Genomic DNA, 24,565 nt, shown 5'->3' with positions numbered 1-24,565 from the left:
TCCTATTCGAAGGATTGAACCCTCATGAAGATCATTCGCAGCAAGTCCTTCACCGGTGACCGCGCCTGGGCGGCGCTGGATATCGCTAACATGAACGGCATCACCACCCGTTTGCACTGGACCGATCAGCCCTATAAATGGCACGTCAACGATGGTCAGGAAGTGTTCGTCGTACTCGATGGGCAAGTACAGATGCGCTATCGGGAGAATGGCATCGAGCAGGCTACGCTGTTGGAGGTAGGTGACATCTTTTATGCAGCGGTTGGCACCGAGCATGTTGCCCATCCGCAAGGCGCGGCTCGGGTATTGGTGATTGAATCGGAAGGCAGCGTTTAACGTCTATATCAACAAAACAGATAACAGTTAGAGATATTACCCGTTATATAGATATTCGATTCGGTTCTACCATGAGTTCCACCTCACCCGAGGACAGGAGTTCACCATGCAATGCCCCAACAGCAACAAAACCGTTAATCGGCCTTTGAGCCATTTGCAGCATCCTCGCGAAGCGATTCGCCAGTTCACCCCGAACTGGTTCGCCGCGACCATGGGTACCGGGGTTCTGGCCCTGGCACTCGCCCAATTGCCGGTGTCGATCCCCGGCCTGCATGCCTTCGCCGAAGGCCTGTGGATGTTCAATATTTTCCTTTTCCTGCTGTTCAGCGGGTTGTACGCCGCGCGCTGGGCGTTTTTCTTCGATGAAGCGCGGCGGATATTCGGCCACTCCACGGTTTCGATGTTTTTCGGCACCATTCCCATGGGCCTGGCGACCATCATCAACGGTTTCTTGCTGTTCGGTTTGCCGCGCTGGGGCGAGGGCGTAGTGCACCTGGCTGAGGTGTTGTGGTGGCTGGATGTCGCTATGTCGCTGGCCTGCGGCGTCTTGATTCCGTACATGATGTTCACCCGCCAGGAGCACAGCATCGACCAAATGACCGCTGTCTGGTTGCTGCCGGTGGTGGCTGCGGAAGTCGCGGCGGCCAGCGGCGGCTTGCTTGCACCGCACCTGGCTGACGCCCACTCGCAACTGGTGGTGCTGGTGACCAGCTATGTGCTGTGGGCATTCTCGCTACCGGTGGCGTTCAGCATCTTGACCATCCTGTTGTTGCGCATGGCCTTGCACAAACTGCCTCACGAAAACATGGCTGCATCGAGCTGGCTGGCACTGGGGCCGATCGGCACCGGGGCGTTGGGCATGTTGCTGCTGGGTAGCGACGCACCTGCAATTTTCGCCGCCAATGGCTTGCCGGGTATCGGTGAAATTGCCGCCGGGCTGGGGCTGGTCGCCGGGATTACACTGTGGGGCTTTGGCTTGTGGTGGATGTTGATAGCGGTGCTGATCACCCTGCGTTACCTGCGTACCGGGATTCCTTTCAACCTCGGCTGGTGGGGGTTCACCTTCCCGCTGGGCGTCTATTCGCTGGCCACGCTGAAGCTGGCGAGCACCTTGAACCTGAGCTTCTTCAGTATCTTTGGCAGCGTGTTGGTCGTCGCGCTGGCGATCATGTGGTTGATCGTTTCCAAGCGTACCGTGCAGGGCGCCTGGCGCGGTGAGCTGTTTGTTTCGCCATGTATTGCCGGATTAGCGAAATAATTCGCAAAGTTTAGGTAAGGTTGTGGCCTGGATTGCGGTACGACATTCCAATAAGAGCATCCAAGCCACACAGGGACATGGAAGATGAGTCACCCTTCGCAGTTCACCTTGCTTCGCAAGCGGCGGTTTCTGCCGTTTTTTGTTACGCAGTCTCTCGGGGCATTCAACGACAACATCTTCAAGCAGTCGTTGATTCTCGCCATTTTGTACAAGCTGACGATTGAGGGCGACCGCTCGATCTGGGTCAACCTGTGTGCGCTGCTGTTCATCCTGCCGTTTTTTCTGTTCTCGGCGCTGGCCGGGCAGTTTGGCGAAAAGTTCGCCAAGGACGCGCTGATCCGTCTGATCAAGCTCGGTGAAATCGCGATCATGGCGGTTGGCGCCGTTGGTTTCCTGTTCGATCACCTGTCGCTGATGCTGGTGGCGCTGTTCGCCATGGGCACCCACTCGGCGCTGTTTGGCCCGGTGAAGTACTCAATCCTGCCCCAGGCTTTGCACGAAGAAGAACTGGTGGGCGGTAACGGTCTGGTGGAAATGGGCACCTTCCTGGCGATTCTGGCCGGGACCATCGGCGCCGGAATCATGATGTCGTCCAGTCACTACGCCCCGATCGTCTCCGCGGCGATCATCGGGGTCGCGGTGCTAGGTTATCTGGCGAGTCGCGGCATTCCGCGTGCGGCGGCGTCCACTCCCGAGTTGCGGCTGAACTGGAACATCTTCAGTCAGTCCTGGGCGACCTTGCGTCTGGGCCTGGGGCAAACGCCGGCAGTGTCGCGTTCGATTGTTGGCAACTCGTGGTTCTGGTTTGTCGGGGCGATTTACCTGACGCAGATCCCGGCCTACGCCAAAGAGTGGATGCACGGCGACGAGACCGTGGTGACGCTGATTCTGACGGTGTTCTCGGTCGGTATCGCGCTGGGTTCGATGCTCTGCGAGAAACTTTCCGGACGCAAAGTCGAGATCGGTCTGGTGCCGTTTGGCTCCTTCGGTCTGACGGCGTTTGGTTTGTTGCTCTGGTGGCACTCCGGCGGTATCCCGGAAAGTCTTGAGGGCCATGGCTGGATCGAAGTGCTCGGCTTTGGCCATACCTGGTGGGTGCTGTTCGATATTCTCGGGCTGGGGATCTTCGGCGGTTTCTACATTGTGCCGCTGTACGCGCTGATTCAGTCGCGCACCGCCGAAAACGAGCGAGCGCGGGTGATTGCAGCCAACAACATTCTCAACGCGTTGTTCATGGTGGTGTCGGCAGTTGTCTCGATTGTTCTGCTGAGCATCGTCAAGCTGTCGATTCCCGAGCTATTCTTGGTGGTGTCGCTGCTGAACATTGGTGTGAACGTCTACATCTTCAGCATCGTTCCCGAGTTCAGCATGCGCTTCATGATCTGGCTGCTCAGCCATTCCATGTACCGCGTTCAGCACCGCAACCTCGAATTGATTCCCGATGAAGGCGCGGCGTTGCTGGTCTGCAACCATGTGTCGTTCGTTGACGCCTTGCTGATTGGCGGTGCGGTGCGTCGGCCGATTCGCTTCGTGATGTATTACAAAATCTACAACCTGCCGGTGCTGAACTTCATCTTCCGTACCGCGGGAACCATTCCGATTGCCGGGCGCCAGGAAGACATCCAGATTTACGAAAGGGCCTTCAAGCGAATCGCCCAGTACCTGAAGGACGGTGAGCTGGTGTGCATCTTCCCGGAAGGCAAGCTGACCGCCGATGGCGAGATCAATGAGTTCAAGGGTGGGCTGACGCGGATTCTGGAAGAGACGCCGGTGCCGGTGATTCCATTGGCCTTGCAAGGGTTGTGGGGCAGCTTCTTCAGTCGCGATCCGAACAAGGGTTTTTTCCACCGCCTCTGGTCGCGGGTGACCGTGGTGGCCGGGCCGTCGGTGACGGTTGAGGTCGCGCAGCCGGCACAGTTGCAAGCGCTGGTCGGCGAATTGCGTGGCACTGTTAGATAGTTGGTGTTTTGGCGGGCCTCATCGCGAGCAGGCTCGCTCCCACACTTGATCTGTGAACAACACAGAACCAATGTGGGAGCGAGCCTGCTCGCGATGGCGGTAGAGGCCTAAGCGCTGACTTTGAGCCCAACCAACCCGGCAATGATCAGCGCGACGCTGGCCAGGCGGAACAGCGCCATGGATTCACCAAACAGGATGATCCCGGCGATAACCGTGCCGACTGCGCCGACGCCCGTCCAGATGGCGTAGGCCGTGCCCAGCGGCAGATCCTTCATGGCCAGACCCAGCAGACCCAGGCTGATCACCATGGCGCCGACCGTCAGGACGGTGGGAAGAGGGCGGCTGAAGCCGTCGGTGTATTTCAGGCCAACGGCCCAGCCGACTTCAAACAGGCCAGCGAAAAACAGAATGATCCAAGGCATAAAAACCTCCATCGATTGACGGGGTCGTCCCCAGATTAGTAACTCGATCGAGCCGCGAGGTCGTCCTCGCGATGCGCACTATAGTGCCCATCATTAACCTGAGGATCAAGTTCCAGGCTCAGTCGGTTGCTTGTTGAGCCGCCAGTTCGCGGTCCTGTTTCTCGCTTATCCGGCGAAAATACGTCGAAAGCAACGCCCCGGAAATGTTGTGCCAAACGCTGAACAACGCGCTGGGCACCGCCGCCAGCGGCGAGAAGTGCGCACTGGCCAGCGCCGCGCCCAGACCCGAGTTCTGCATGCCGACTTCCAGTGCCAGGGATTTACGTTGCGCCAGCGGCAGCTTGAACACGCGTCCGGTGAAGTAACCCAGCAGAAAACCGAAGCTGTTATGCAGCATCACCACGGCCATGATCAGCAGCCCCGATTCGGCAATCTTCGCCTGACTCGCGGCGACAACGGCGGCGACGATAATCACGATGCTCACCACCGACACCAGCGGCAGTACGTCCACCGCGTGGCGAACCCGATCACCCAGCAGACGCTGGGCAACCACGCCGAGCACGATCGGCAACAGCACGACTTGCAGGATCGACCAGAACAGCTCCATGAACGAGACCGGCAACCAGGCCGAAGCCAGCAGCCAGATCAGGGCCGGCGTCAGCAGCGGAGCGAGCAGGGTGGTGACGGCGGCAATGGCCACCGACAGTGCCAGGTCACCACGGGCCAGCCAGGTCATCACGTTCGATGAGGTACCGCTCGGGCAGCAACCGACCAGAATCACCCCGACGGCGATTTCTGGCGGCAGGTGAAACGCCTGGCAGAGCAACCACGCCACGCCGGGCATGATCACGAAATGCGCGACCACGCCGAGTGCCACACGCCACGGATGGCGGGCGACTTCAGCGAAGTCTTCGAGTTTGAGGGTCAGGCCCATGCCGAACATCACCAGTCCTAGCAGCGGCACGATCGCGCCTTTCAAACCGGTGAACCACGCGGGTTGCAGGAAGGCCACCACGGCGAAGATCAGTACCCAGTAAGCGAAGGTGTTGCCGACAAAGCGACTCAGTGCTGCCAGTGCACGCATGATCTGTTCCTTATTATTTAAATGAAGCCTCAAAATCAATGTGGGAGCGAGCCTGCTCGCGATGAGGGACTGACATTCAACAATGATGTTGACTGAAACTCCGCTATCGCGAGCAGGCTCGCTCCCACATTTGAGATCACCAGCTTTTAGATCCCTTGCGGAGTCTCTTCGCCGCCCAGGGCTTCAACCAGCGCCGGGAGGAACTCGCCGAAGGTCAGCATCATCAGGGTGAAGCTGGCATCCAGCTGGCCGAGGGCTTCATCGCCACCGTCCTGTTCCGCCTGATCCTGCAGCAGGTCTTCGAACTTCAGACGCTTGACCACCATCTTGTCGTCGAGGACGAAAGACAGTTTGTCTTGCCAGGCCAGGGACAGTTGGGTGACCACTTTGCCCGTGCTCAGGTGCAGCTGGATTTCTTCGCTGGTCAGGTCCTGACGCTTGCAGCGCACGATCCCGCCGTCTTCGTGGGTGTCGCGCAGTTCGCATTCGTCCAGCACAAAGAAGTCGTCCGCGGCTTTCTGGGTGGTGACCCATTCAGTCATGGTCGCGGTCGGGGACATTTTCACGGTCAGCGGACGTACCGGCAGCGAGCCAATCACTTCACGCAGGGTCGATAGCAGGTCTTCGGCGCGTTTCGGGCTGGCCGAGTTGACCAGAATCAGGCCCTGTTTCGGCGCGATGGCAGCGAAAGTGGACGAACGACGGATAAAGGCCCGCGGCAAGAACGCCTGGATGATTTCATCCTTGAGCTGATCACGCTCCTTCTTATAGACCTTGCGCATCTGCTCGGCTTCGATCTCTTCGACCTTTTCCTTGAGCGCGTCACGTACGACGCTGCCCGGCAGAATGCGTTCTTCCTTACGCGCGGCGATCAGCAGGAAGTCTCCGCTGACGTGCACCAGGGGTGCATCTTCGCCTTTGCCAAACGGCGCGACGAAACCGTAGGTGGTCAACTCCTGGCTTGCACATGGACGCGCCAGTTTGGTGGCCAGTGCAGTTTCCAACGCCTCAGCATCAAAAGGCAGATCTTGGGTCAGGCGATAGATAAGCAGGTTTTTGAACCACATGGGGTGAGTCTCTCCTTTATACAAAGGGGGGCATTATTCTCCGCGCAGAGCCATAGGCCAACCCTCAGCTAAGCCTTTGGAAGGCCTGAAAAAATTATTTTAAAAAGTGCTTGCCAGAGGTGGGGCTGCTCCGTAGAATGCGCGCCACACCGAACGTGAAGGGTGATTAGCTCAGCTGGGAGAGCGTCTGCCTTACAAGCAGAATGTCGGCGGTTCGATCCCGTCATCACCCACCATTCGCATTCAGTGTTACGCGCAGCGGTAGTTCAGTCGGTTAGAATACCGGCCTGTCACGCCGGGGGTCGCGGGTTCGAGTCCCGTCCGCTGCGCCATATTCGGTAACCTGGAACGCTGAACGCCAGGTCACCACAGAAAGCCCGCTAACGCGGGCTTTTTGCTGTAAAGGGTTCCATGCGAAGTGCACTGTTTCATTGAAATTCAGCTTTTTTAATAATTTTCTTAATTAAATCAGCACGTTACGGATTTTTGTGGCACAATGCGCCCCGCAACGAAGGTAAAGGGTGATTAGCTCAGCTGGGAGAGCGTCTGCCTTACAAGCAGAATGTCGGCGGTTCGATCCCGTCATCACCCACCATTACTTTCAATGTTACGCGCAGCGGTAGTTCAGTCGGTTAGAATACCGGCCTGTCACGCCGGGGGTCGCGGGTTCGAGTCCCGTCCGCTGCGCCATATTCGGTAACCTGGAACGCTGAACGCCAGGTCACAACAGAAAGCCCGCTTAATGCGGGCTTTTTGTTGTCCAGAATTTAGCCTGGCGCTTGCAGGCGCTGCCGCCGGGGTGTCGCATTTACACGCCCACCAGGCGATAGCCCACCTGCAGCTCGGTAATGAAATACTGCGGTTGTGCCGGGTCTGCTTCCAGCTTCTGCCGCAAATGCGCCATATGCACCCGCAAATAATGCGCGCGTTCCACAAAATCCAGGCCCCACACCTCCAGCAATAACTGACGATGGGTGATGACTCGGCTTTGCCCGCGAATCATCGCGCACAGCAGCCGATACTCGATCGGCGTCAAATGCACTGGATTGCCCTGGCGCCAGACTTCATGAGTGGCCAGGTCGACCTCGATCTCGCCGAAAGCCACCTTGCTGGTCGCCGCCATCGTGCCGCTTTGCACGTGTCGGCGCAGTTGCGCACGAATCCGTGCCAGCAACTCGGGCACGCCAAAGGGTTTGGTCAGGTAATCATCGGCTCCAGCGTCCAGGGCGGCGACTTTTTCCTCCTCCCGGTCACGGGCCGACAACACCAGAATCGGCACTGCCATCCAGCCCCGAAGTTCGCAGATCAACTGTTTACCGTCACCGTCGGGTAAACCGAGGTCGACGATCACCAGGTCTGGCTGGCGGCTGGCCGCATGAATCAACGCGCGTTTCACGCTATCGGCCTCGAACACCTCGAAGCCTTCATCGCGCAAGGCAATACCGACGAAACGGCGAATGTTGGCCTCGTCTTCAACGATTAGAATGCGTGCACTGGTCATAGGGTATCCATTGATGGCGGAGTGCCCGCCGGTAAAGTGATGGCAAAGGTAATGCCCTGATCGGCGTCGGGTAGCGCTTCGATACGTCCGCCATGGGCCTCGACGATTCGTTTGGCCAGTGCCAGACCCAGGCCGATGCCCGCGACGGCGGATTCCTGCTGGCCGCGTGTGAAGGGTTCAAACAGGTTGTAGGGATTGTTCCCGGCAGGGCAGCCAGGACCGTTGTCGCTGACCTCCAGCAGGATCTTGTCCTCGGTCTGGCAGGCCGCGACGGTGACCCGTGTCCCCACCGGGGTGTACTTCGCGGCGTTGTCCAGCAGGTTGACCAGCACTCGCTCAATCAGCAGTGCATCGATCTCGACCAGCGGCAACCGCGGCGAAATATCGGTCTGTAGCACATGCCCTGTCAGCGGCTCGCGTAATTGGCGCAAGGCACTGCCGACGATTTCTTCCAGGGAATGCCATTGCCGATTAAGCCGCACACCGCGCTCCTGCATGCGCGCCATATCCAGCAGGTTTTCGATCAGGCGCTGCATCGAGGTAGCTTGATCGTGAATGCCCAGCAGCAAGTCTGTCAGGGGGCCGGGAGGGGCGTGGGGCAGGGCGGTGTCGGCGGCGCCGATCAGCGTCGTCAAGGGGGTGCGCAAGTCGTGGGAAATCGCGGCGAGCAAGGTGTTGCGCATTTTCTCGCCTTCCATCTGCACCAGAGTGCTTTGCGCCACTTCGACGAAATGCACCCGCTCCAGGGCAATCGCCAACTGGCTCATGCAGGCTTCCAGCAGGCGGCGTTCTTCGGGTTCGTTCAGGCGTTCGTTCTGTGCCAACTCGAGCACCAGGACGCCGCGTACCCGCATGGGTGCCTTCAATGGTAAATAACAGCCCTTGGCGGCGCTTAGCGTGTCGGTGCCCTGGCCGGCCGGTTGGTTGTTGTCGTAAGTCCATTGGGCGATGCTTTCGTCGATGGGTAGTACGCCTGGGCCGACGCTATGGACGCCATCGGCAGCGTCTGGCAACGCCAGCCCGACACGTGCCTCAAACACCCCGCTAAAGGTGCGTAAGGTCACTTCGCTGATCTGCTCCACGGTCAATGCCGCCGACAGGTCCCGGGCCAGTCGGGCCAATGAGGTGGCGCGCCGTTCCCGTGCCGCCGCGGTGCGTGCTTCATGGCGCAGCCGGGCGGTGAGTTGCCCGGTGATCAGGGCGATGCCCAACATCAGGGCGAAGGTAAAGAAATATTGGGTGTCGTTGACGCTGAACGACAAGCGCGGCTGGACAAAAAAGAAGTCGAAACACAGCACCGCCAACATCGCTGCCCAGCCCCCGGGGCCACGCCCATAACGCAGGGCTATCAGCACGACAGTGAGCAGAAACAGCATGATCACGTTGGCCTGGTCAAACACCTGCAACAGCAACGCCGCGACGGCGGTGGTGGCGAAACAGGCGAGACTGGCCCAGACATACGCCAGGGTTCTGCCCGGAGGCGAAGGTGGCTTTTCGGCGGTTTTAATAGGCGCCGCGGCGGGTAGCAAGCCGTGGGCGATGACGATCTGATCAATCTGCGGATGATGCCGGCTGATCCGGTCGCTGATGGACTGATGCCAGAACTGCCAGACCTTGCGCGGATGGTGACCGAGCACCAGGCGATTGGCGTTGTTCTCGCGGGCACAGGCTGCCAGTGCCTCGGCGACGTCCATGCCCGGCAAGGTCGCGGTGTCGGCGCCAAATTCGGCGGCCAGCGCCAGGGACTTCATCGCGGTCAGATAGCGTGAAGCGCAGGCTCCCCGGCGTTGTGCCGAGGCCACATGCACCACGATCCAGTCAGCCTCAAGCTTTTGCGCCAGGCGCGCCGCTTCACGCACCAGGCGTTCATCCCCGGCGTCGCCCGCTATGCCCACCAGCAGCCGTTCACGGGCCGGCCATAAGGTTTTGATCGACTGTTGGCGGCGATAGACACGCATTTGTGCATCGACCCGGTCGGCGGTGCGCCTCAAGGCCAGCTCACGGAGGGCCAGCAGGTTGCCCTTGCGGAAAAAATGCCGCGAAGCGCGCTCGGCCTGAGGCTCCAGGTAGACCTTGCCTTCCTTCAAACGCCGCAACAGGTCATCAGGTGGCAGGTCCACGACCACTACTTCATGGGCATTATCGAACACATGGTCAGGCACCGTTTCCCTTACGCGAATACCGATGATGCCGCTGACGATATCGTTGAGACTTTCCAGATGCTGGACGTTGAGGGTGGTCCACACATCAATCCCGGACCGCAACAGTTCCTCAACATCTTGCCAACGCTTGGGATGGCGGGAGCCCGGGACGTTGCTATGGGCCAGTTCGTCCACCAACACTACCGATGGGCGTCTGAGCAGGGCGGCGTCGAGGTCGAATTCGCTGAGGGCGCGTTCGCGGTGCAGGATAGAGGAGCGGGGTAGCTGCTCGAGTCCGCTGAGTAACTCGGCGGTTTCATGGCGGCCGTGGGTTTCCACCACCCCGGCCAGCAGGTCGCGACCCAGTGCCACTTCCCGTTGCGCCGCCGCGAGCATGGCGCAGGTCTTGCCGACCCCGGCATTGGAGCCGAAGTAGATACGCAATTTGCCGCGCAAGGCGGCTTGTTCATCCTGCTGGAGTTTGGCCAGCAGGACGTCGGGGTCGGGACGGTTGTCAGGTGGAGCGTTCAATCGTTCTATTGCGGCCATACCCATCCTTGGTCAGTTGTTCAGCTTAGGGATTCGAAACGGCGAGGATCTGCTGCAGGAGCAGGCTTGCCGGCGATTGCATCGCGAGCAAACCCGCTACCACACGGGCTGCGTGTTACACCAAACCTAACCCCGCCAACATCATGTCAATCACCTTGATCCCGGCAAACGGTACCAATACCCCACCCAACCCATAAATCAGCAGATTGCGATTGAGCAGCGCCGCCGCGCCAATGGCCTTGTAGGTCACACCTCGCAACGCCAATGGGATCAGCGCCACGATGATCAACGCGTTAAAAATCACCGCGCTGAGAATCGCCGAGTTGGGGCTGCTCAGGTGCATCACGTTCAACGCGCCCAGTTGTGGATAGGTGGCGACAAACGCTGCCGGCACGATGGCGAAATACTTCGCCACGTCGTTGGCCACGCTGAAGGTGGTGAGGGCGCCACGGGTCATCAGCATCTGTTTGCCGACCTCGACCACTTCGATCAGTTTGGTCGGGTTGCTGTCCAGGTCGACCATGTTGCCGGCCTCTTTGGCCGCCTGGGTGCCGCTGTTCATCGCCACAGCCACGTCGGCCTGGGCCAGTGCGGGCGCATCGTTGGTTCCGTCGCCGGTCATGGCCACGAGCTTGCCCTGGGCCTGGTAGTCGCGGATCAGCTGCAGCTTGTCTTCCGGCCGGGCCTCGGCGAGGAAGTCATCGACGCCCGCTTCCACGGCAATCGCCGCAGCGGTGAGGCGGTTGTCGCCGGTGATCATCACAGTCTTGATGCCCATGCGCCGCAGTTCGGCGAAGCGCTCCTTGATGCCGCCCTTGACCACGTCCTTGAGTTCCACCACGCCCAATGGCCTGGCCCCGTCGCACACCACCAGCGGTGTGCTGCCACGCCGCGAGACCTCATCGATTTTGGCCTGCAACGCCGCCGGAAAGCTGCCGCCCAGCGCCTCGACATGACTGCGAATGGCATCGGCCGCGCCTTTGCGAATGGTCCTCCCCTCGGGCAGGTCGACACCGCTCATGCGGGTTTGCGCAGAAAAGTGCACGAAGCTGGCGCCTAATGCGTGGATGTCCCGCGCCCGCAGGTCAAACTTCTGTTTGGCCAGGACCACGATACTGCGCCCTTCGGGAGTTTCATCGGCCAGGGAAGCCAACTGCGCGGCGTCTGCCAGGTCTGCTTCCTTGATCCCCGGTGCTGGCAGGAAACTGCTGGCCTGGCGGTTGCCCAAGGTGATGGTGCCGGTCTTGTCCAGCAGCAACACATCGACATCACCGGCCGCCTCGACGGCGCGACCGGAGGTGGCGATGACGTTGGCCGACATCATCCGGCTCACGCCCGCCACCCCAATCGCCGAGAGCAAACCGCCAATGGTGGTCGGGATCAGGCACACCAGCAACGCCACCAGCACAGTGGCGCTGACCACGTTGCCGCTGCCGCTCATGGCCACGGCGAAGATCGAGTAGGGGCTCAGGGTCACGATGACCAGCAGAAACAGCAGGGTCAAACCCACCAACAGAATCGTCAGGGCGACTTCATTCGGGGTCTTCTGGCGCTTGGCGGACTCGACCATGGAAATCATCCGGTCTAGAAACGATTCACCCGGATTGACACTGATCCGTACCACTAGCCAGTCCGACAAAACCCGCGTGCCACCGGTGACCGAGGAAAAGTCGCCACCAGCCTCGCGAATCACCGGAGCCGATTCGCCGGTGATCGCGCTTTCATCCACCGAGGCCACGCCTTCGATGACGATGCCGTCCAGCGGCACCAGGTCGCCAGCCTCGATCAGCACCACGCTGCCCTTGCTCAGCAGGCTGGCTTCGGTCGGCTGCCAGGCGGCGCCATACCGGGGCTTTTGCAACAGCTTGGCCAGGGTCTGGCGTTTCATGCTGCGCAGACTCGCAGCCTGGGCGCGGCTGCGGCCTTCGGCCAGGGCTTCGGCGAAGTTGGCGAACAGCACGGTAAACCACAGCCACAAGGTAATGCTGAGGATAAAGCCGCTGGGCGCCTCACCTTGACTGCTCAAGGATTGAAACCACAGCAGGGTGGTGAGGAGGCTGCCCAGGTAAACCACGAACATCACCGGGTTTTTCCACTGCGCCTGAGGCAACAGTTTCTTGAAGGCATCGACGCAGGCGGTGAGCACGATTTTGCGATCGAACAGGGGTAAACGAGCGTTCTTGATCATGATGGATGTCTCTTACTCACTGGCCGCAATAGGTGGCTGACGCACGGGCAACTGTGCATCCAGCGCGAGGTTCAGTTGCAGCACATTGACTCGGGGTTCGCCGAGCAGGCCGAAGGTACGTTCGGCGGTATGGCTATTAACCAGTTGCAGCAGATCGGCTTCGGGCAGTTGGCGCAGGCGGGCGACCCGTGTGACCTGAATCAGTGCATTGGCGACCGAGATATGCGGGTCCAGCCCCGACGCGGAGGCCGTCACCGCATCGACCGGCACCTGGGTGTCAGCGGCCAGGCCATTTTGTTGGTGATAGTCCAGAACCCGCGCGGCCACTTGATCGATCAGTTTCTGGCTGGTCGCCCCCAGGTTGCTGGCGCCGCTGGAACCGGCGTTATACGGCTGCGGTACGCTCTTGCTCGGGTCCTGTGGATCAATGCCGAGTGTCATGCTCGGACGGCCATGGAAATACTCCGGACGGGTGAAGTCCTGACCGATCACGGTCGAGCCCACCACCAGGCCGTCGCGCTCGACCAAACTGCCCTGGGCCTGGAAAGGGAACAGCAGGTTCGCCACCAGGGTGGTGAACATCGGATAAGCCAAGCCGGTCAGCAGCATGAAAAACACCGCCGAGACCAGCACCGGGCGCAACAGGCCCTTGAATACGGATTGAGTCGTCATCAGCGTTTCCTTAGTTGTACGTCTGGCCGGACAGCAACTGCAGTTGCTCCACCAGCGGGCCGAGCGCGAGCGCGGGCAGGAAGGTCAGACCGCCGACCACCAGCGCCACGAATACCACCAGGAACATGAACAGAGGGGTCGCGGTGGGGATGGTGCCGGCACCGGCAGGCACGGTCTTCTTCATCGCCAGGGAGCCGGCCACCGCCAGCATTGGCAACATGGTGAAGAAGCGCCCGATCAACATCGCCAGACCAATGGTGGTGTTGAAAAACGGCGTGTTGGCGTTCAATCCGGCGAAGGCCGAACCGTTGTTGGCGGTGCCGGAGGTGTAGGCGTACAGCACCTCGCTGAACCCGTGAGGACCGAGGTTGTTGAGGCTGGCGATGGTGTCCGGCCACAGGGCGGCGAGAGCGGTAAAGCCGAGGATGCTGACGGGATGCGCGAGCACCGAGAGCATCACCAGTTTCATCTCCCGTGCCTCGATTTTCTTGCCGAGGAATTCGGGGCTGCGGCCGATCATCATGCCCACCAGAAACACCGTCAGCAGCGCGTACTGGATCAGGTTGATAAAGCCCACGCCGTCGCCGCCGAACACGCAGTTGAGCATCATCTGCGCCAAGGGCACGAAACCGCCCATGGGGGTCAGCGAGTCGTGCATCGCGTTGACCGAACCGGTGGTCGCCCCGGTCGTGGTGGCGATGAACAGGCTGCTGTCCGCGATGCCAAAGCGCAGTTCCTTGCCTTCCATGTTGCCGCCGCTCTGGCTCGCCGACAGCAATTGGTTCGCGCCGACCTGGGTGAGCAGTGGGTTGCCGCTTTGTTCGGCGCTGTAGACCAGGGTCAGGAAGCCGACAAACATCACCAGGAACGTGCCGAAAAATACCCAGCCCTGACGGCGCTGCAGCAACATGCTGCCGAAGGTGTAGGTCAGTGCCGACGGAATCAGCAACATACTGAGGATGTGCAGGGCGTTGGTCAGCGGTGTCGGGTTCTCGAACGGGTGCGCGGCGTTCATGCTGAAAAAACCGCCGCCGTTGGTGCCGATGTGCTTGATTGATTCAAAGCTCGCCACCGCGCCGACAATCAACTGTTGCTGCGCGCCCTCCAGGGTGGTGGCCAATGCCTGGGACGCGAAGGTCTGCGGCATGCCTTGCCAGACATAGACCAGCGCCATGCCCACGCACAGCGGCAACATCACCCGGTACAAGATGCGGGTGAAGTCGACCCAGAAGTTGCCGATATCGCCTGAGTTGGCGCGGCTCAACCCGCGAATGAAACCTGCCGCGGCCACCACACCGGCGGTAGCACCGACAAACATCAGGAAGGTGATCACCGCCATCTGGCTGAAGTTGGACAGGCTGGTTTCACCTGAGTACGCCTGCCAGTTGGTGTTGGTGATAAAGGACGCAGCGGTGTTGAACGCCAGGTCCGGCGTTTGTGCCGCCAGCCCCAGCGGGTTGATCGGCATAAAGCCTTGCAGGCGCAACACCGCATAGCCCAGCAGCATCATCGCCGCGTTCGACAACAACAGCGCCGAACCATAACGGGCCCAGCCCATGGTTTCGCCTGGATCAATGCCCAGCAAGCGATAGGTACAACGTTCCGGCAGGGCGTGCGTGCTCCCGGTAAATACCCGGGTCAACCACTTGCCCATCAACACGGCGAGCCCGGTCATCAACCCCAGGATCAGCGCAAATTCCAGCAGAGTGCTCAACATGTCGAAGCTCCGTTCAAATCTTGCCCATGGCGACAATGGCCATGGCTGTCGCAACAAAAAACACCAGGGAAACGCCTACAAAGATCAAGTCGTACATGGCGGATTCCTCAGAACTTCTCTGCACGAATGAGGGCATAACCCAGATAAGCGAACAGCCCAACGGCACATAAGTCGCTGGCGATGTAAATGAACTTGAGTGTCAGCACGATGTAACTCCCCTTATTAACGAAAGACCCACGCGTCCAATAGCGGACCCGGGGGAGATTAAGGGAGGCGGCATCAAGGTCGGGCACTGATTGGAGGGGGTGACGTTAAGATGGCATATAGGTGGGGCTGCACAAGGCGAACACAAACAAGGGATAACCCGAGTTCGGGTTATCCCTTTAAAGTTTGATGTTGTGCGGCTTTTGATAATCAGCCTATTTGGCTTTCTTCTTTTCTGATTGGCGCGTGCCAAGATGTTCAAAACAAAAAGCCGCGGCACCGAACAGTGCAATCATTGACAGGATGATCATGCCTAACGTTGAGCTTTCCACAATGACTCCCTTCTTGTTGAGTGGGTAGGCGGTCACGGTAGTGGGTGGCGAGTAGTGGCTCAATAGACTCGACGTAATCGTTATGGCGAATCGCCAATCTATACGAGTTCTTTACAGCCCCACTCTCCGATCCTGGGGGGTCATTGCTGAGTGTTGCGACTGTGGCGGTAGTCGCTGACCGCTTCGTAAACCGCTTTGCGCAGTCGATTGATGCCGCCGATAGGACGGTGGGCTTCCAGTCCAAACCAGGGGTTGAAGGACTGGTTATCGCATTGCAGGTTCAGAGCCGGCGTGTCGAAGTCCTGGGCGGGGATCTTGATCCGTGCCACGGTTTCGAACGGTGCATCGCTTTCACGCCATTCGATGCTGGTGTCTTCGATCGGCATGTACTTGGTCGGGTCCTGGCGCTGGATCTGCAAGACAAAACACGCCGGTACCCGATCCGTCGACAGTTGTTGATTCAATGCACTGCGCAAGAAGTTTGGCAACTCTTGATTCTGGGCCGGCAAGTCGTAGGTTGGGCAGCTGTCCGGATCGGGTGCGACACGGAACTTGGCGTTGGCCGTACCGAATTTATACGGCGAGACGGAAAAGTAGGTGGACTGGGTCGGGCTGGCCGGTGCTGGCGCCAGAGTCGCCAAGGCAATGAACAGGTGACGAACCTGCCAGCTACGCGGATCCCAACTCGGGAAGAATGCCATGACCTGCTTGCCGTCGGCTTGGGCGGCGATATTCTGACGGTACTCGGCGACATTGCTGACGAAGAAGTTCGGATGGCTGAACATCACGAAATCCTGCTCGCTACGGCTCTGCTGATCCTTGAGCAACTGCGTACCCGGCACATCAAGCAACTTGATCGCCATGCCTCGGGCATCGCGGACGCTGTCGAATTGCGGATAGGCATTGCCGTTGGACAGCCGCAGGGTGGCTTGCCAGGTCTTGCCGGCTTCAGCGAAAACGCCTTGGCGCAATTCGGGCGTCAAATCGGCCAGCACCTGAACCTCGGCTTTCACACAGCCATGAGCCTTGGCATGTGCATCACGCAGGTAGCGAATGTTTTCGCGGTGCTGGTCAACGATGCGCACGGCGGTCTGGATGATGTCCTGTGTCATTGCTGCTTCACCGACCGGGATGTGCTCTTTGGCAGAGACCGGGCCGCTGTAATGCCAGGCGAACCAGGCCGTCGCCACAGCCCAACCCAGCAAGCCAAGGCCCAACAGAAGCAGCAGGGTCTTGCCGAGCAATGCGCCGATACGTAGCCAAAGAGTGATCAACATGCACGAGTCCTTTTTGCAGAGGCGACGGTCATGGCAGTTGCGATTCCAGCGGGCCGCCGAGCACCTTCAGGTATTCCAGCAGGGCCCAGCGCTCTTCTGGCTGGAGCAAGCGGCCGATGACCCCATTGCCACGTTCGCCGGCACGAAATTCGTGACCACTGTTGTGGTTGCCAGTGATGCTCGTATCGAACACAAAACCGTTGGTGAAGGCTTCAGTGCGATAACCCAGGTGCTGCGGGTCGTATTCGAACGAGCCTCTATAGAAGGTAGTTGCACGCTCATCCTGCGGCGAGAGCAGTTGGTAGATATTCGGTACTGAACCGTTGTGCAAAAAGGGTGGCGTCGCCCAGACGCCTGCCAGTGGTCGCGCCTTGTAGGCGCGTAGTTCACGAACGCCAATCGGCAGGCCAAATCCATCCATGTTCGGGCGTTCTTCAGGTGTGACATTGGCGTCGCGGTATGCGCGGTTTTCAACGAAAGCGGTCACATAGGCCAGCCCTTTGGCGACCGAAAGCTTGCTCAGGTCCAGTGGCGCCTTGGGTGTGGGGTGCAGTTTGACGTCCAGTTTCGCCAGCTCGCCCAAGTCCCACTTGAGCGCGCTCAGGTTGAAACGGTGGTCGGTAATGTTGTTGGCGGCGCCGGGGTCGGTGCCAATGACGTCCACCGGCAACATCTTCAATTTCTGTTCAGGCCGACCATTGACCGCCGTCACGTTCGGTACATGGCACCCGGCGCAGTTTTCGGCGAACAGCGTGCGGCCCTTGGCGGCCAGTGGTTTGTCGATGCTGCCGAGCAACTCTTCGGGCCAGGCCGGTGGCTTGAGTCGCTGCAGGGTTTCTTCAATCAGTTGCAGGTCACGTACGCGCACGCTGGAGGGGTAACGATCATCGCCCTTGAGTGGCTGGCCAGCGGCGTCGAAGAAGTTCAGCGTCGCGCCGACACCCAGGGCTTCACCGATGTTGCGCGCCATGGGTTGCTGGGCTGAGCCGTTCCACTGCACCCAGTCGAAGGTCCAGATATCCCACAGCTGCGGGTAGTCCACCGGGGCATTGGCCACTCGGTAGTTTTCTGGCGAGATAGCATCGCCGAAGCTGGCGTTGGCGATACGTCCGAAAGCATCGGTACGGCCTGGACCTTCTTCCGTGGGATAAAGGCCGCGGTGGGTGTCGTTCCAGGCAGCGCGCAGGAAGGTATCCAGTGAGGTTTTGAAGTCCTGGCGCAGTTGTGAGTGTTGGGCGTCGTAGTCCTGACCGAGCACGTTGCGTGCGAAGCGTTCGAATTTCCAGGGGTTGTAGTAGGTCGAGGCGAGGCTTGCGACCAATGCCTGACCGAAACTGCCGCCGCGTAGAGTCGGCACGCTGGACGGCAATACGTGCTGTGCCGAGCCGCCGTCAATGCGTACAGCCTGGCCTTTGAAGCGCAGCTCGCCGGTGTGGCAGGCGGCGCATGTAACATCCAGAAACTCTTCTTTGCTGCCTGGGTTTTGATGACGAGCGAAGCCTACCGGCAGGTTGCCTGGGTTGTTCGGCGTGGCTTTCTGGGCGGGATCCACCAGAAAGCCAAATCGAGCCAGGTATTCGGGCGCTGCAAAACGTTGTTCCGAGAATGGCAGTTCGAGTGATGTGAACCAGTCGTAGCGCAGGCCTTTGACCTGCGTACCCTGCGGCGTAAAGTAGTAGGTCTGGCGGTCGGCGGCGTTCCACTGTTCGAGGTAATGCACCTGCTCGACGGGCGTATAGACGGGCAGTTTCGGGTTGGCGACGTAATACAGGATCACCGCCAGAGCGATTGCCAGCAGGGCGAGTACCAGAAACAGAACACGGAGTAAGAGGCGCAAGATAAACATCCTTGTCGATTTGTAGCCTTGTTATGCCTCAGCCCTGATTTCACGGCAAGTGGCCATTACGCCAGACGTTGTAGGAACTGGTATTTTCTGTACTGAGAAGAAGCTGACAGAAGCTTCACGACCACCACGCGCAAAATGCGTTAAAAGACCTGAACTTATCAGATGTTTCCTGCTCTCATGCCGGTAGCCATTGGTCGTGGCGGCCTGATAAGCTCGCGGCTTTACTCGATTGCCCTTTAGGCGCATGAACAAGGAAATAGCATGAAACAGCATCGGTTGGCGGCGGCGGTGGCCCTGGTTAGCCTGGTACTCGCGGGTTGTGACTCGCAGACCAGCGTTGAGCTGAAGACCCCGGCGCAAAAAGCTTCCTACGGTATCGGCCTGAACATGGGCAAGAGCCTGGCTCAGGAAGGCATGGATGACCTGGATTCCAAAGCCGTAGCCCAAGGCATCGAAGATGCCGTCGGCAAGAAAGAACAGAAACTGAAGGATGACGAACTGGTCGAAGCTTTCGCTGCGCTGCAAAAGCGCGCTGAAGAGCGTCTGGCCAAAATGAGCGAAGAGTCGGCAGCTGCCGGCAAGAAATTCCTCGAAGACAATGCCAAGAAAGCCGGTGTGACTACCACCGCTTCCGGCCTGCAGTACGAAGTGATCAAGAAGGCCGACGGCCCTCAGCCTAAGCCGACCGACGTAGTGACTGTTCACTACACCGGTACCCTGACCAACGGCACCGTTTTCGACAGCTCCGTCGAGCGCGGCAGCCCGATCGATCTGCCGGTTAGCGGCGTGATCCCGGGTTGGGTCGAAGGTCTGCAACTGATGCACGTAGGCGAGAAGTACAAACTGTACATCCCTAGCGATCTGGCCTACGGCGCACAAAGCCCTAGCCCGGCAATCCCGGCCAACTCGGTGCTGGTATTCGACCTGGAACTGCTGGCGATCAAAGATCCGGCAAAACAAGACGCCGCCAAGTAATCAGCGTCTGTTACAAAAACAACGCCCCGTTCATACGGGGCGTTGTTGCATCTGGCGTTCAGTGGCCGACAATTCAAGCGAACGGACGCCGCAGAGTGGAGTCATAGGATCGATGGTGCCGCTGTTAGACACAGTACGTCGCCAAGTCAATGAAATGTTGGGTTTTTTTATGTGAGTAAAAAACGCCCGATCTGAGTTGAGCCCTTGTAAAACGGGGCTTTCAGGCGTGAAAAGAGGCTCTGTTCACAAGGTTATCCACAATTTGTGTGGATAACATTTCAGCGGGAGAGATGATGAAGGCACCTTGGGATTTTGCTCGTTTCCTGCCGTTGGCGGGAAGGCTGATCAGTCGTGGGCGTTTGCCGGCCCTGTTGTTCGCCGTAGCCAGAAAAGGTGCGAGCCAGGGTAACCGTTTGGGCAAGCTCAAAGACGACCTGCGATTGCTGCAGGCATTGTGCCTGGCGTACTGGCGTGGCGAGTATCGGGACATCAGTCGCAAGTCGATGCTGACGGTGGTGGCGGGTCTGATGTACTTCCTGAGTCCGATAGGCGTCATTCCGAATTTCATCCCGGTATTTGGCATGCTCGATGACATCGCGGTGCTGGCCTGGGTGATGAAAACCCTCGATGACGAACTGAGCGCTTTCCGTGCCTGGCGCGACCGTCAATCTCCGGAAAAACTCGCAATTGTTGAGCGTCTCCCCGATACGCTGGAGCAATTGCAACTGCAAGGCCCGAAAAAAACCTGAGTCAATTCAGGTTCCTCCACAGATTGATCCCCCCTCGGGACCTTGGCGGCTGTTAGGATTACACTTCTAAGGAAAAGTGCCGACTCGCTAAGTGTTGTTGTCCTACGGGGTAGTCATGGATATTCAGATAATTGCACGCGATGGCGAACCCGAATACGCGGTTCTGCCGTGGGCTCAGTATCAAGCGTTATTGAAAGCAGCAGGCGTCACTGAACAACCACCGCGTGAAGCCACAGCTCGCCACGCGGCCGCAGCAGACCAGGTGCTACCGGGTCTGGATCAACTACGCAGTTTGCGTGAAGGGAAGGGCATCGCCATCGAGGCGCTGGCCCGCACGGTAGGCATCAGCCCGTCTTATCTGGCCTTGATTGAAAGTGGCGAGCGTCAACCTGACGCTGCGATTCGCCGCAGCCTGGCCTGGGAGTTGACGGTGCCGGGATGGAGGGATGAATCGTGAGCGTACGCATCAGTCGTCAACATTGGGACGGTTTAATCGGCGAGCTGGATCAGGCCCGCCGCCAGCGTCATCTTCTGACTTATCGCGCTTTGCTTGAGCGTTTGCAGTTACCAAGCCCTGCCATGCAAACCCTGACTGCTGCTCTTGAGCACCTGGCAGCTCTGGATGCGCGGGCCGAGCAGCCGTTGCGCAGTTCGCTGGTGATTAGCCAGGGGGCAAGTCGTTTGCCGCGCACCGGGTTCTTCGAATGTGTCGAGCGACTGGGGCGATTCTCAGGTCCATCCGACGGTGTAGCCGCCGCGTCGTGGCATGCATCGGAAGTGGTGCGGGTGTTTGAGTACGAATACCCCGAATCAGCGGAGGCCTGAATGTTCTGGCGACTTAAAGCCCGTGCCAGTTACTGGCTGGCACGCCGGCTGTTTCATTGGTCATGGTTTGTCCGCCAACCGCGCGGCTGGAGCTGGCTTGAAGGCCAGTTCGCGCGCATGGCGAACCTCGGTGATGTCGGAGCACAAAGTTTTTATGGTCACATCCTGACGTTCCGTGGCCAAGGCCTCGGTGCCCGCGAAGAGGGCGTACGCTTGTTGCGTCTTGCGGCGTTGGCGGGGGATGGTAAAGCAGCCTATCAGGTCGGTGTGATCAGCCTCGCCGGCACACCGAGCAAGGCCCCTGACGCTGCCGAGGCGGCGCGCTGGTGGCAGATGGCTGCCAAGGCTGGGCATCCGTTGGCCGAGATCAAACTCAAGGAACTGGAGTCGCGTCAGGCTTAAAGGCCACTCTCATACTGACTGATCCGGTTTGCCCATGATCGCACTTCATCAGGAAAGCCGGGTTTTCAGGTTCACTACGGCTACGCAGTCGATCGCGGGCAACAGCTAGGTGCCTCCCACTTCTTACAGGCATTTGTAGTGTATTCGCCCGTGAAGTAGTGCTCATTCCGATTGATTGAGCCATTCCTTCAGCTTTAACGAAACGCCCTACATCATCCTCATACTGTCCTGACTTCTTTCCCCACGTAATCCCCGCAAAGTCTCGCGTCCCACAATGACCGCGTGAAGATTGCGAATGCTCGATCCAGAAAAACTCCAGGCCCTGAACACCGCCATCGGCCATCTGGTCATTGCTGCGCTGAACCCGAAAAGCCCGGACGTTGACGCTGTTTTAAGCGACTTCCGACATTGCCTTAATGACTACGAGTCATGGGCCGAGAGTTTCTGGACCGGCGCGGCGCTGGACGTCGAGCAAGTGTTCAAGGTCGGCAACGAAGTCAGCCTCAGCGCCCCGAAAGACTCGACCACGCCCGTCAGTGCGACCGTTGCGGCGTGCCCGGCCGGCGGGCCGCTGACCCTGGTGCACATGTTCCAGGCCGCCCGCTTTGTGCCGATCGGCAACACCCCGGTGCTGCTCGAAGCGCTGACCCTTGGCCCTGAAGGTGAAACGGTGGACGGGGAGCCGATCCGTGCCAACATTGGCCCCAGCGGCATCCTTGAGATCCCCGAGTGCTGGCGTGGCAGGCGCTATCGAATCACCTTTTACCCCAATGTGTCCCAGGACCATGTCAAAGCGCTTTACGCCTCCTACCAAACGACAATCAATGACCTTGAAGGCTGGTTGCGCAGCGAATGGACGAACGAGTTCCAGCCGTTGTGGGCGAGCTTTTCGCAAAGCGGATTTATCGAACGCTACGACGCGTTGCAGCAGGCTGACCGACGTGGCGTTGAAAACGCCTTGCTCGACCTCTGGGATGATGTGCAACAGCTCTACCAGTTGCTGGCAGACCTGCAAGCCAACAGTGAAAAGCTGCTTGAGTACCTGACCCAGGCTGAGCTCGACACCCTGCTCAATGCGTCCGCAGAGACCATCGCCAACGGTTTGCTGGTGCTCAGTGATGAACCGCTGCTGTTCATTTATCTGGCGGCCGTCACCAGTTGGCTGCGAATGCTGCCGCCGCAGTATGCCGCCGAGGTGATTGCCGAGATCCGCACGGGCGTGTTGATCGGCCTGTTGTTGAGCTGCGTGAGCGGGCCGATGGGCCTCGGCGTGCGTGCGGGCGCCAAAGTGCTGGGAAAGGTCAAATCGGAGCGTGCACGCAAGTGGCTGGGGGCCTTGAGTATCAGCCTGGCGCAAGCCTCCAGTACGCAGCGTTCCAGCCGTCACGCCGATGCGCTCAAGCCGTTGCTGCTCAGCGCCCACCAGGCACCGCTCGCTCCCACGCCTCGTGGGCCGTTGAAAATTACCCCCGGTGACGCGCCGATCCTTTCTGTGCAAAACCCCGCGGCCATCAGGCGAGACAAGCCCCGGCGGATGACCAGCTTGAGCAAGCAGGAGCATCACGACAACGCTCCGGCTCAAGCGAAAAATCCCAACGGCGCCAGCGCCGACACCGCCAACAAAACCGCGACCCATGGCTGCCCGGTGTCGATGGTCACCGGCGAAGAACTGCTGACCCTCACCGACGGCGAACTGGACGGCGTGCTGCCGTTCGCCTTCACCCGCTTGTACCGCACCAGCGCCGTGGAACTCGACAGTGGATTGGGGTTCGGCTGGAGCCATTCGCTGGCGCATCGCCTGGAAGTCGACGGCGATGACGTCGTCTGGATCGACCACGAAAACCGCCGCACACGCTTCCCCAGGCCCAGCGCCGAACGCCCGGCGATCCACAACAGCCTGTCCCGTGCAGCGATTTATCTGGGCGACGATGCCGATGAACTGATCCTCGCTCAGGCGGGTGAGGCGACGCGGTTTTACCATTTTCGCGACGGTCACCTCACGGCCATCAGCGACCCTTACAACAACCGCCTGCGTATCACCCGCGATCGCCAGGCGCGGATCAAACGCCTCGATAACGGCGCCGGTCGTGCCTTGCTGTTGCAGTACGACCGGCGACATTTGATCGCTGTCGACTATCAGGTCTATCGCGCGGCTGCGAATCTCAATGAAGCCGCCTGGCAGACCGAGCAAATCCTGGTCGCTTATCGCTATGACGAACGCAATCGACTGATCGAAGCCATCAACGCCGCCGGTGAAAGCGAGCGCTACGACTACGACGATCAGGCGGTGATTCTCCAGCGGCAACTGGCCGGTGGCGCGAGCTTCTTTTGGGAGTGGGAGCGCGACGGCAAGGCCGCTCGCTGTGTGCGCCACTGGGCCAGTTTCTCGCAGATGGATTCGCGCTACGTCTGGGATGACAGTGGCAGCGTCACGGTGCACAACGCCGATGGCAGCGAAGAGGTTTACGTCCACGACCAGCAGGCACGACTGGTGCGCAAGGTCGAGGCCAATGGTGCTGAACACCTGAAGGCTTACGACGATAACGGTCAGTTGGTGGCCGAGAAAAATCCCCTCGGCGGCGTCACGCAATACACCTATAACGAAGCCGGGCGGCTGCTTGCGGTCATCCCGCCAGAAGATGAACCGACCCACTACGAGTATCACAACGGCTTCGTTCGGGTGATGCATCGGGGCAGGGCGCGTTGGAAGTACCAGCGAAACAGCCAGGGTGATATCACCGAGCACATCGATCCTGATGGCCACATCACCCATTACCACTACGATGATCGGGGACGACTGCTGTCGATCCGCTATCCGGATAACGGTTGTCATGTCTTCACCTGGGACAGCCTCGGGCAACTGACTGAGGAGCAATTGCCGGGCGGTGGTCGGCGGTGCTTCGCCTATGACGCGTTGAGCCGGCAAATCCGTCGTCAGGACGAACACGGTGCGCTCACCCAGTATCAATGGGACGTCGTCGGTCGGCTGATTCAAATCACCTTGCCCAGCGGCGCCACCCGCGCTTTCAGTTACAACGCTTACGGCAAAGTCACGGCCGAA

20 protein-coding genes and 4 tRNA genes are annotated in these 24,565 nt (G+C 59.5%); 13 read left to right on the top strand and 11 right to left on the bottom strand.

Going from position 1 to position 24,565, the window contains the following annotated elements; genetic code table 11:
• Positions 1–24 precede the first annotated feature (24 nt).
• From NTD87_RS10985 to NTD87_RS10975, 3 genes are all read left to right on the top strand, one after another.
• The gene (locus tag NTD87_RS10985; protein ID WP_262113897.1) at positions 25–336 is read left to right on the top strand and encodes a cupin; all 312 of its coding nucleotides are present in this window, start codon (positions 25–27) and stop codon (positions 334–336) included.
• 106 nt (positions 337–442) lie between these two features.
• Positions 443–1,594: a TDT family transporter gene (locus tag NTD87_RS10980; protein ID WP_262113896.1), complete on the top strand. Its 1,152-nt coding sequence runs from the start codon at positions 443–445 to the stop codon at positions 1,592–1,594.
• A gap of 84 nt (positions 1,595–1,678) precedes the next feature.
• Positions 1,679–3,553, top strand: a complete 1,875-nt coding sequence (locus NTD87_RS10975; protein WP_262113895.1) for an MFS transporter — start codon at positions 1,679–1,681, stop codon at positions 3,551–3,553.
• A 107-nt stretch (positions 3,554–3,660) separates the two neighbouring features.
• On the opposite strand, the gene sugE is transcribed toward NTD87_RS10975, so the two are convergent.
• From sugE to rdgC, 3 genes are all read right to left on the bottom strand, one after another.
• Complete coding sequence (gene sugE, locus NTD87_RS10970) at positions 3,661–3,975, bottom strand: quaternary ammonium compound efflux SMR transporter SugE (RefSeq protein WP_123426861.1); 315 nt, start codon at positions 3,973–3,975, stop codon at positions 3,661–3,663.
• Between the two features lie 118 nt (positions 3,976–4,093).
• Entirely contained in the window at positions 4,094–5,059 is a 966-nt protein-coding gene (locus NTD87_RS10965; RefSeq protein WP_262113892.1) for a bile acid:sodium symporter family protein, read from the bottom strand.
• Between the two features lie 146 nt (positions 5,060–5,205).
• Positions 5,206–6,126 carry a recombination-associated protein RdgC gene (rdgC, locus tag NTD87_RS10960; RefSeq protein ID WP_262113890.1) on the bottom strand — a complete coding sequence of 307 codons (921 nt, stop codon included), beginning with the start codon at positions 6,124–6,126 and terminating at the stop codon, positions 5,206–5,208.
• Between the two features lie 160 nt (positions 6,127–6,286).
• Here rdgC and NTD87_RS10955 point away from each other — a divergent pair.
• From NTD87_RS10955 to NTD87_RS10940, 4 genes are all read left to right on the top strand, one after another.
• Positions 6,287–6,362, top strand: a tRNA-Val gene (locus NTD87_RS10955).
• 19 nt (positions 6,363–6,381) lie between these two features.
• Positions 6,382–6,458 (top strand) — tRNA-Asp (locus tag NTD87_RS10950).
• Between the two features lie 187 nt (positions 6,459–6,645).
• Positions 6,646–6,721 (top strand) — tRNA-Val (locus NTD87_RS10945).
• Positions 6,722–6,739: 18 nt separating this feature from the next.
• Positions 6,740–6,816: transfer RNA gene (locus NTD87_RS10940), tRNA-Asp, on the top strand.
• Between the two features lie 118 nt (positions 6,817–6,934).
• Here NTD87_RS10940 and NTD87_RS10935 read toward each other — a convergent pair.
• The 8 genes from NTD87_RS10935 to NTD87_RS10900 form a co-directional block, all read right to left on the bottom strand.
• Entirely contained in the window at positions 6,935–7,627 is a 693-nt protein-coding gene (locus NTD87_RS10935) for a response regulator (RefSeq protein ID WP_262113889.1), read from the bottom strand.
• Positions 7,624–10,317: a sensor histidine kinase gene (locus NTD87_RS10930; RefSeq protein ID WP_262113887.1), complete on the bottom strand. Its 2,694-nt coding sequence runs from the start codon at positions 10,315–10,317 to the stop codon at positions 7,624–7,626. The genes NTD87_RS10935 and NTD87_RS10930 overlap by 4 nt, the downstream gene beginning before the upstream one ends.
• A 115-nt stretch (positions 10,318–10,432) precedes the next feature.
• Positions 10,433–12,505 carry a potassium-transporting ATPase subunit KdpB gene (gene kdpB, locus NTD87_RS10925; RefSeq protein WP_262113886.1) on the bottom strand — a complete coding sequence of 691 codons (2,073 nt, stop codon included), beginning with the start codon at positions 12,503–12,505 and terminating at the stop codon, positions 10,433–10,435.
• Positions 12,506–12,517: 12 nt separating this feature from the next.
• The gene (kdpC, locus tag NTD87_RS10920) at positions 12,518–13,177 is read right to left on the bottom strand and encodes a potassium-transporting ATPase subunit KdpC (RefSeq protein WP_262113884.1); all 660 of its coding nucleotides are present in this window, start codon (positions 13,175–13,177) and stop codon (positions 12,518–12,520) included.
• A gap of 10 nt (positions 13,178–13,187) precedes the next feature.
• Positions 13,188–14,894: a potassium-transporting ATPase subunit KdpA gene (kdpA, locus tag NTD87_RS10915; RefSeq protein ID WP_262113882.1), complete on the bottom strand. Its 1,707-nt coding sequence runs from the start codon at positions 14,892–14,894 to the stop codon at positions 13,188–13,190.
• A 107-nt stretch (positions 14,895–15,001) separates the two neighbouring features.
• Positions 15,002–15,100 carry a K(+)-transporting ATPase subunit F gene (kdpF, locus tag NTD87_RS10910; protein WP_262113881.1) on the bottom strand — a complete coding sequence of 33 codons (99 nt, stop codon included), beginning with the start codon at positions 15,098–15,100 and terminating at the stop codon, positions 15,002–15,004.
• Positions 15,101–15,570: 470 nt separating this feature from the next.
• Positions 15,571–16,707, bottom strand: a complete 1,137-nt coding sequence (locus NTD87_RS10905) for a catalase family protein (RefSeq protein WP_262113879.1) — start codon at positions 16,705–16,707, stop codon at positions 15,571–15,573.
• Between the two features lie 28 nt (positions 16,708–16,735).
• On the bottom strand, positions 16,736–18,544 hold the full coding sequence (locus NTD87_RS10900) for a cytochrome c (RefSeq protein ID WP_262113878.1): 1,809 nt from the start codon (positions 18,542–18,544) through the stop codon (positions 16,736–16,738).
• A gap of 270 nt (positions 18,545–18,814) precedes the next feature.
• Between NTD87_RS10900 and NTD87_RS10895 the strand changes: the two genes are divergently transcribed.
• From NTD87_RS10895 to NTD87_RS10870, 6 genes are all read left to right on the top strand, one after another.
• Positions 18,815–19,528, top strand: coding sequence for an FKBP-type peptidyl-prolyl cis-trans isomerase (locus NTD87_RS10895; RefSeq protein ID WP_262113875.1), 714 nt, complete (start codon positions 18,815–18,817; stop codon positions 19,526–19,528).
• A gap of 293 nt (positions 19,529–19,821) precedes the next feature.
• Entirely contained in the window at positions 19,822–20,277 is a 456-nt protein-coding gene (locus NTD87_RS10890) for a YkvA family protein (protein ID WP_262113874.1), read from the top strand.
• A 115-nt stretch (positions 20,278–20,392) separates the two neighbouring features.
• Positions 20,393–20,734 carry a helix-turn-helix domain-containing protein gene (locus NTD87_RS10885; RefSeq protein WP_262113872.1) on the top strand — a complete coding sequence of 114 codons (342 nt, stop codon included), beginning with the start codon at positions 20,393–20,395 and terminating at the stop codon, positions 20,732–20,734.
• Complete coding sequence (locus tag NTD87_RS10880) at positions 20,731–21,102, top strand: hypothetical protein (RefSeq protein WP_019693066.1); 372 nt, start codon at positions 20,731–20,733, stop codon at positions 21,100–21,102. The genes NTD87_RS10885 and NTD87_RS10880 overlap by 4 nt, the downstream gene beginning before the upstream one ends.
• A complete protein-coding gene (locus tag NTD87_RS10875; RefSeq protein ID WP_262113869.1) occupies positions 21,103–21,504 on the top strand; it encodes a sel1 repeat family protein in 402 nt (133 codons plus the stop codon).
• A gap of 295 nt (positions 21,505–21,799) precedes the next feature.
• Positions 21,800–24,565: DUF6531 domain-containing protein (locus NTD87_RS10870; RefSeq protein WP_262113868.1), on the top strand; the 2,766-nt coding region annotated here is incomplete at its 3' end.

Origin of the sequence: Pseudomonas sp. 6D_7.1_Bac1 (assembly GCF_025465945.1) — a bacterium.
Classification (GTDB): Bacteria; Pseudomonadota; Gammaproteobacteria; order Pseudomonadales; family Pseudomonadaceae; genus Aquipseudomonas.
This window is presented reverse-complemented; position numbering and strand designations above follow the sequence as displayed.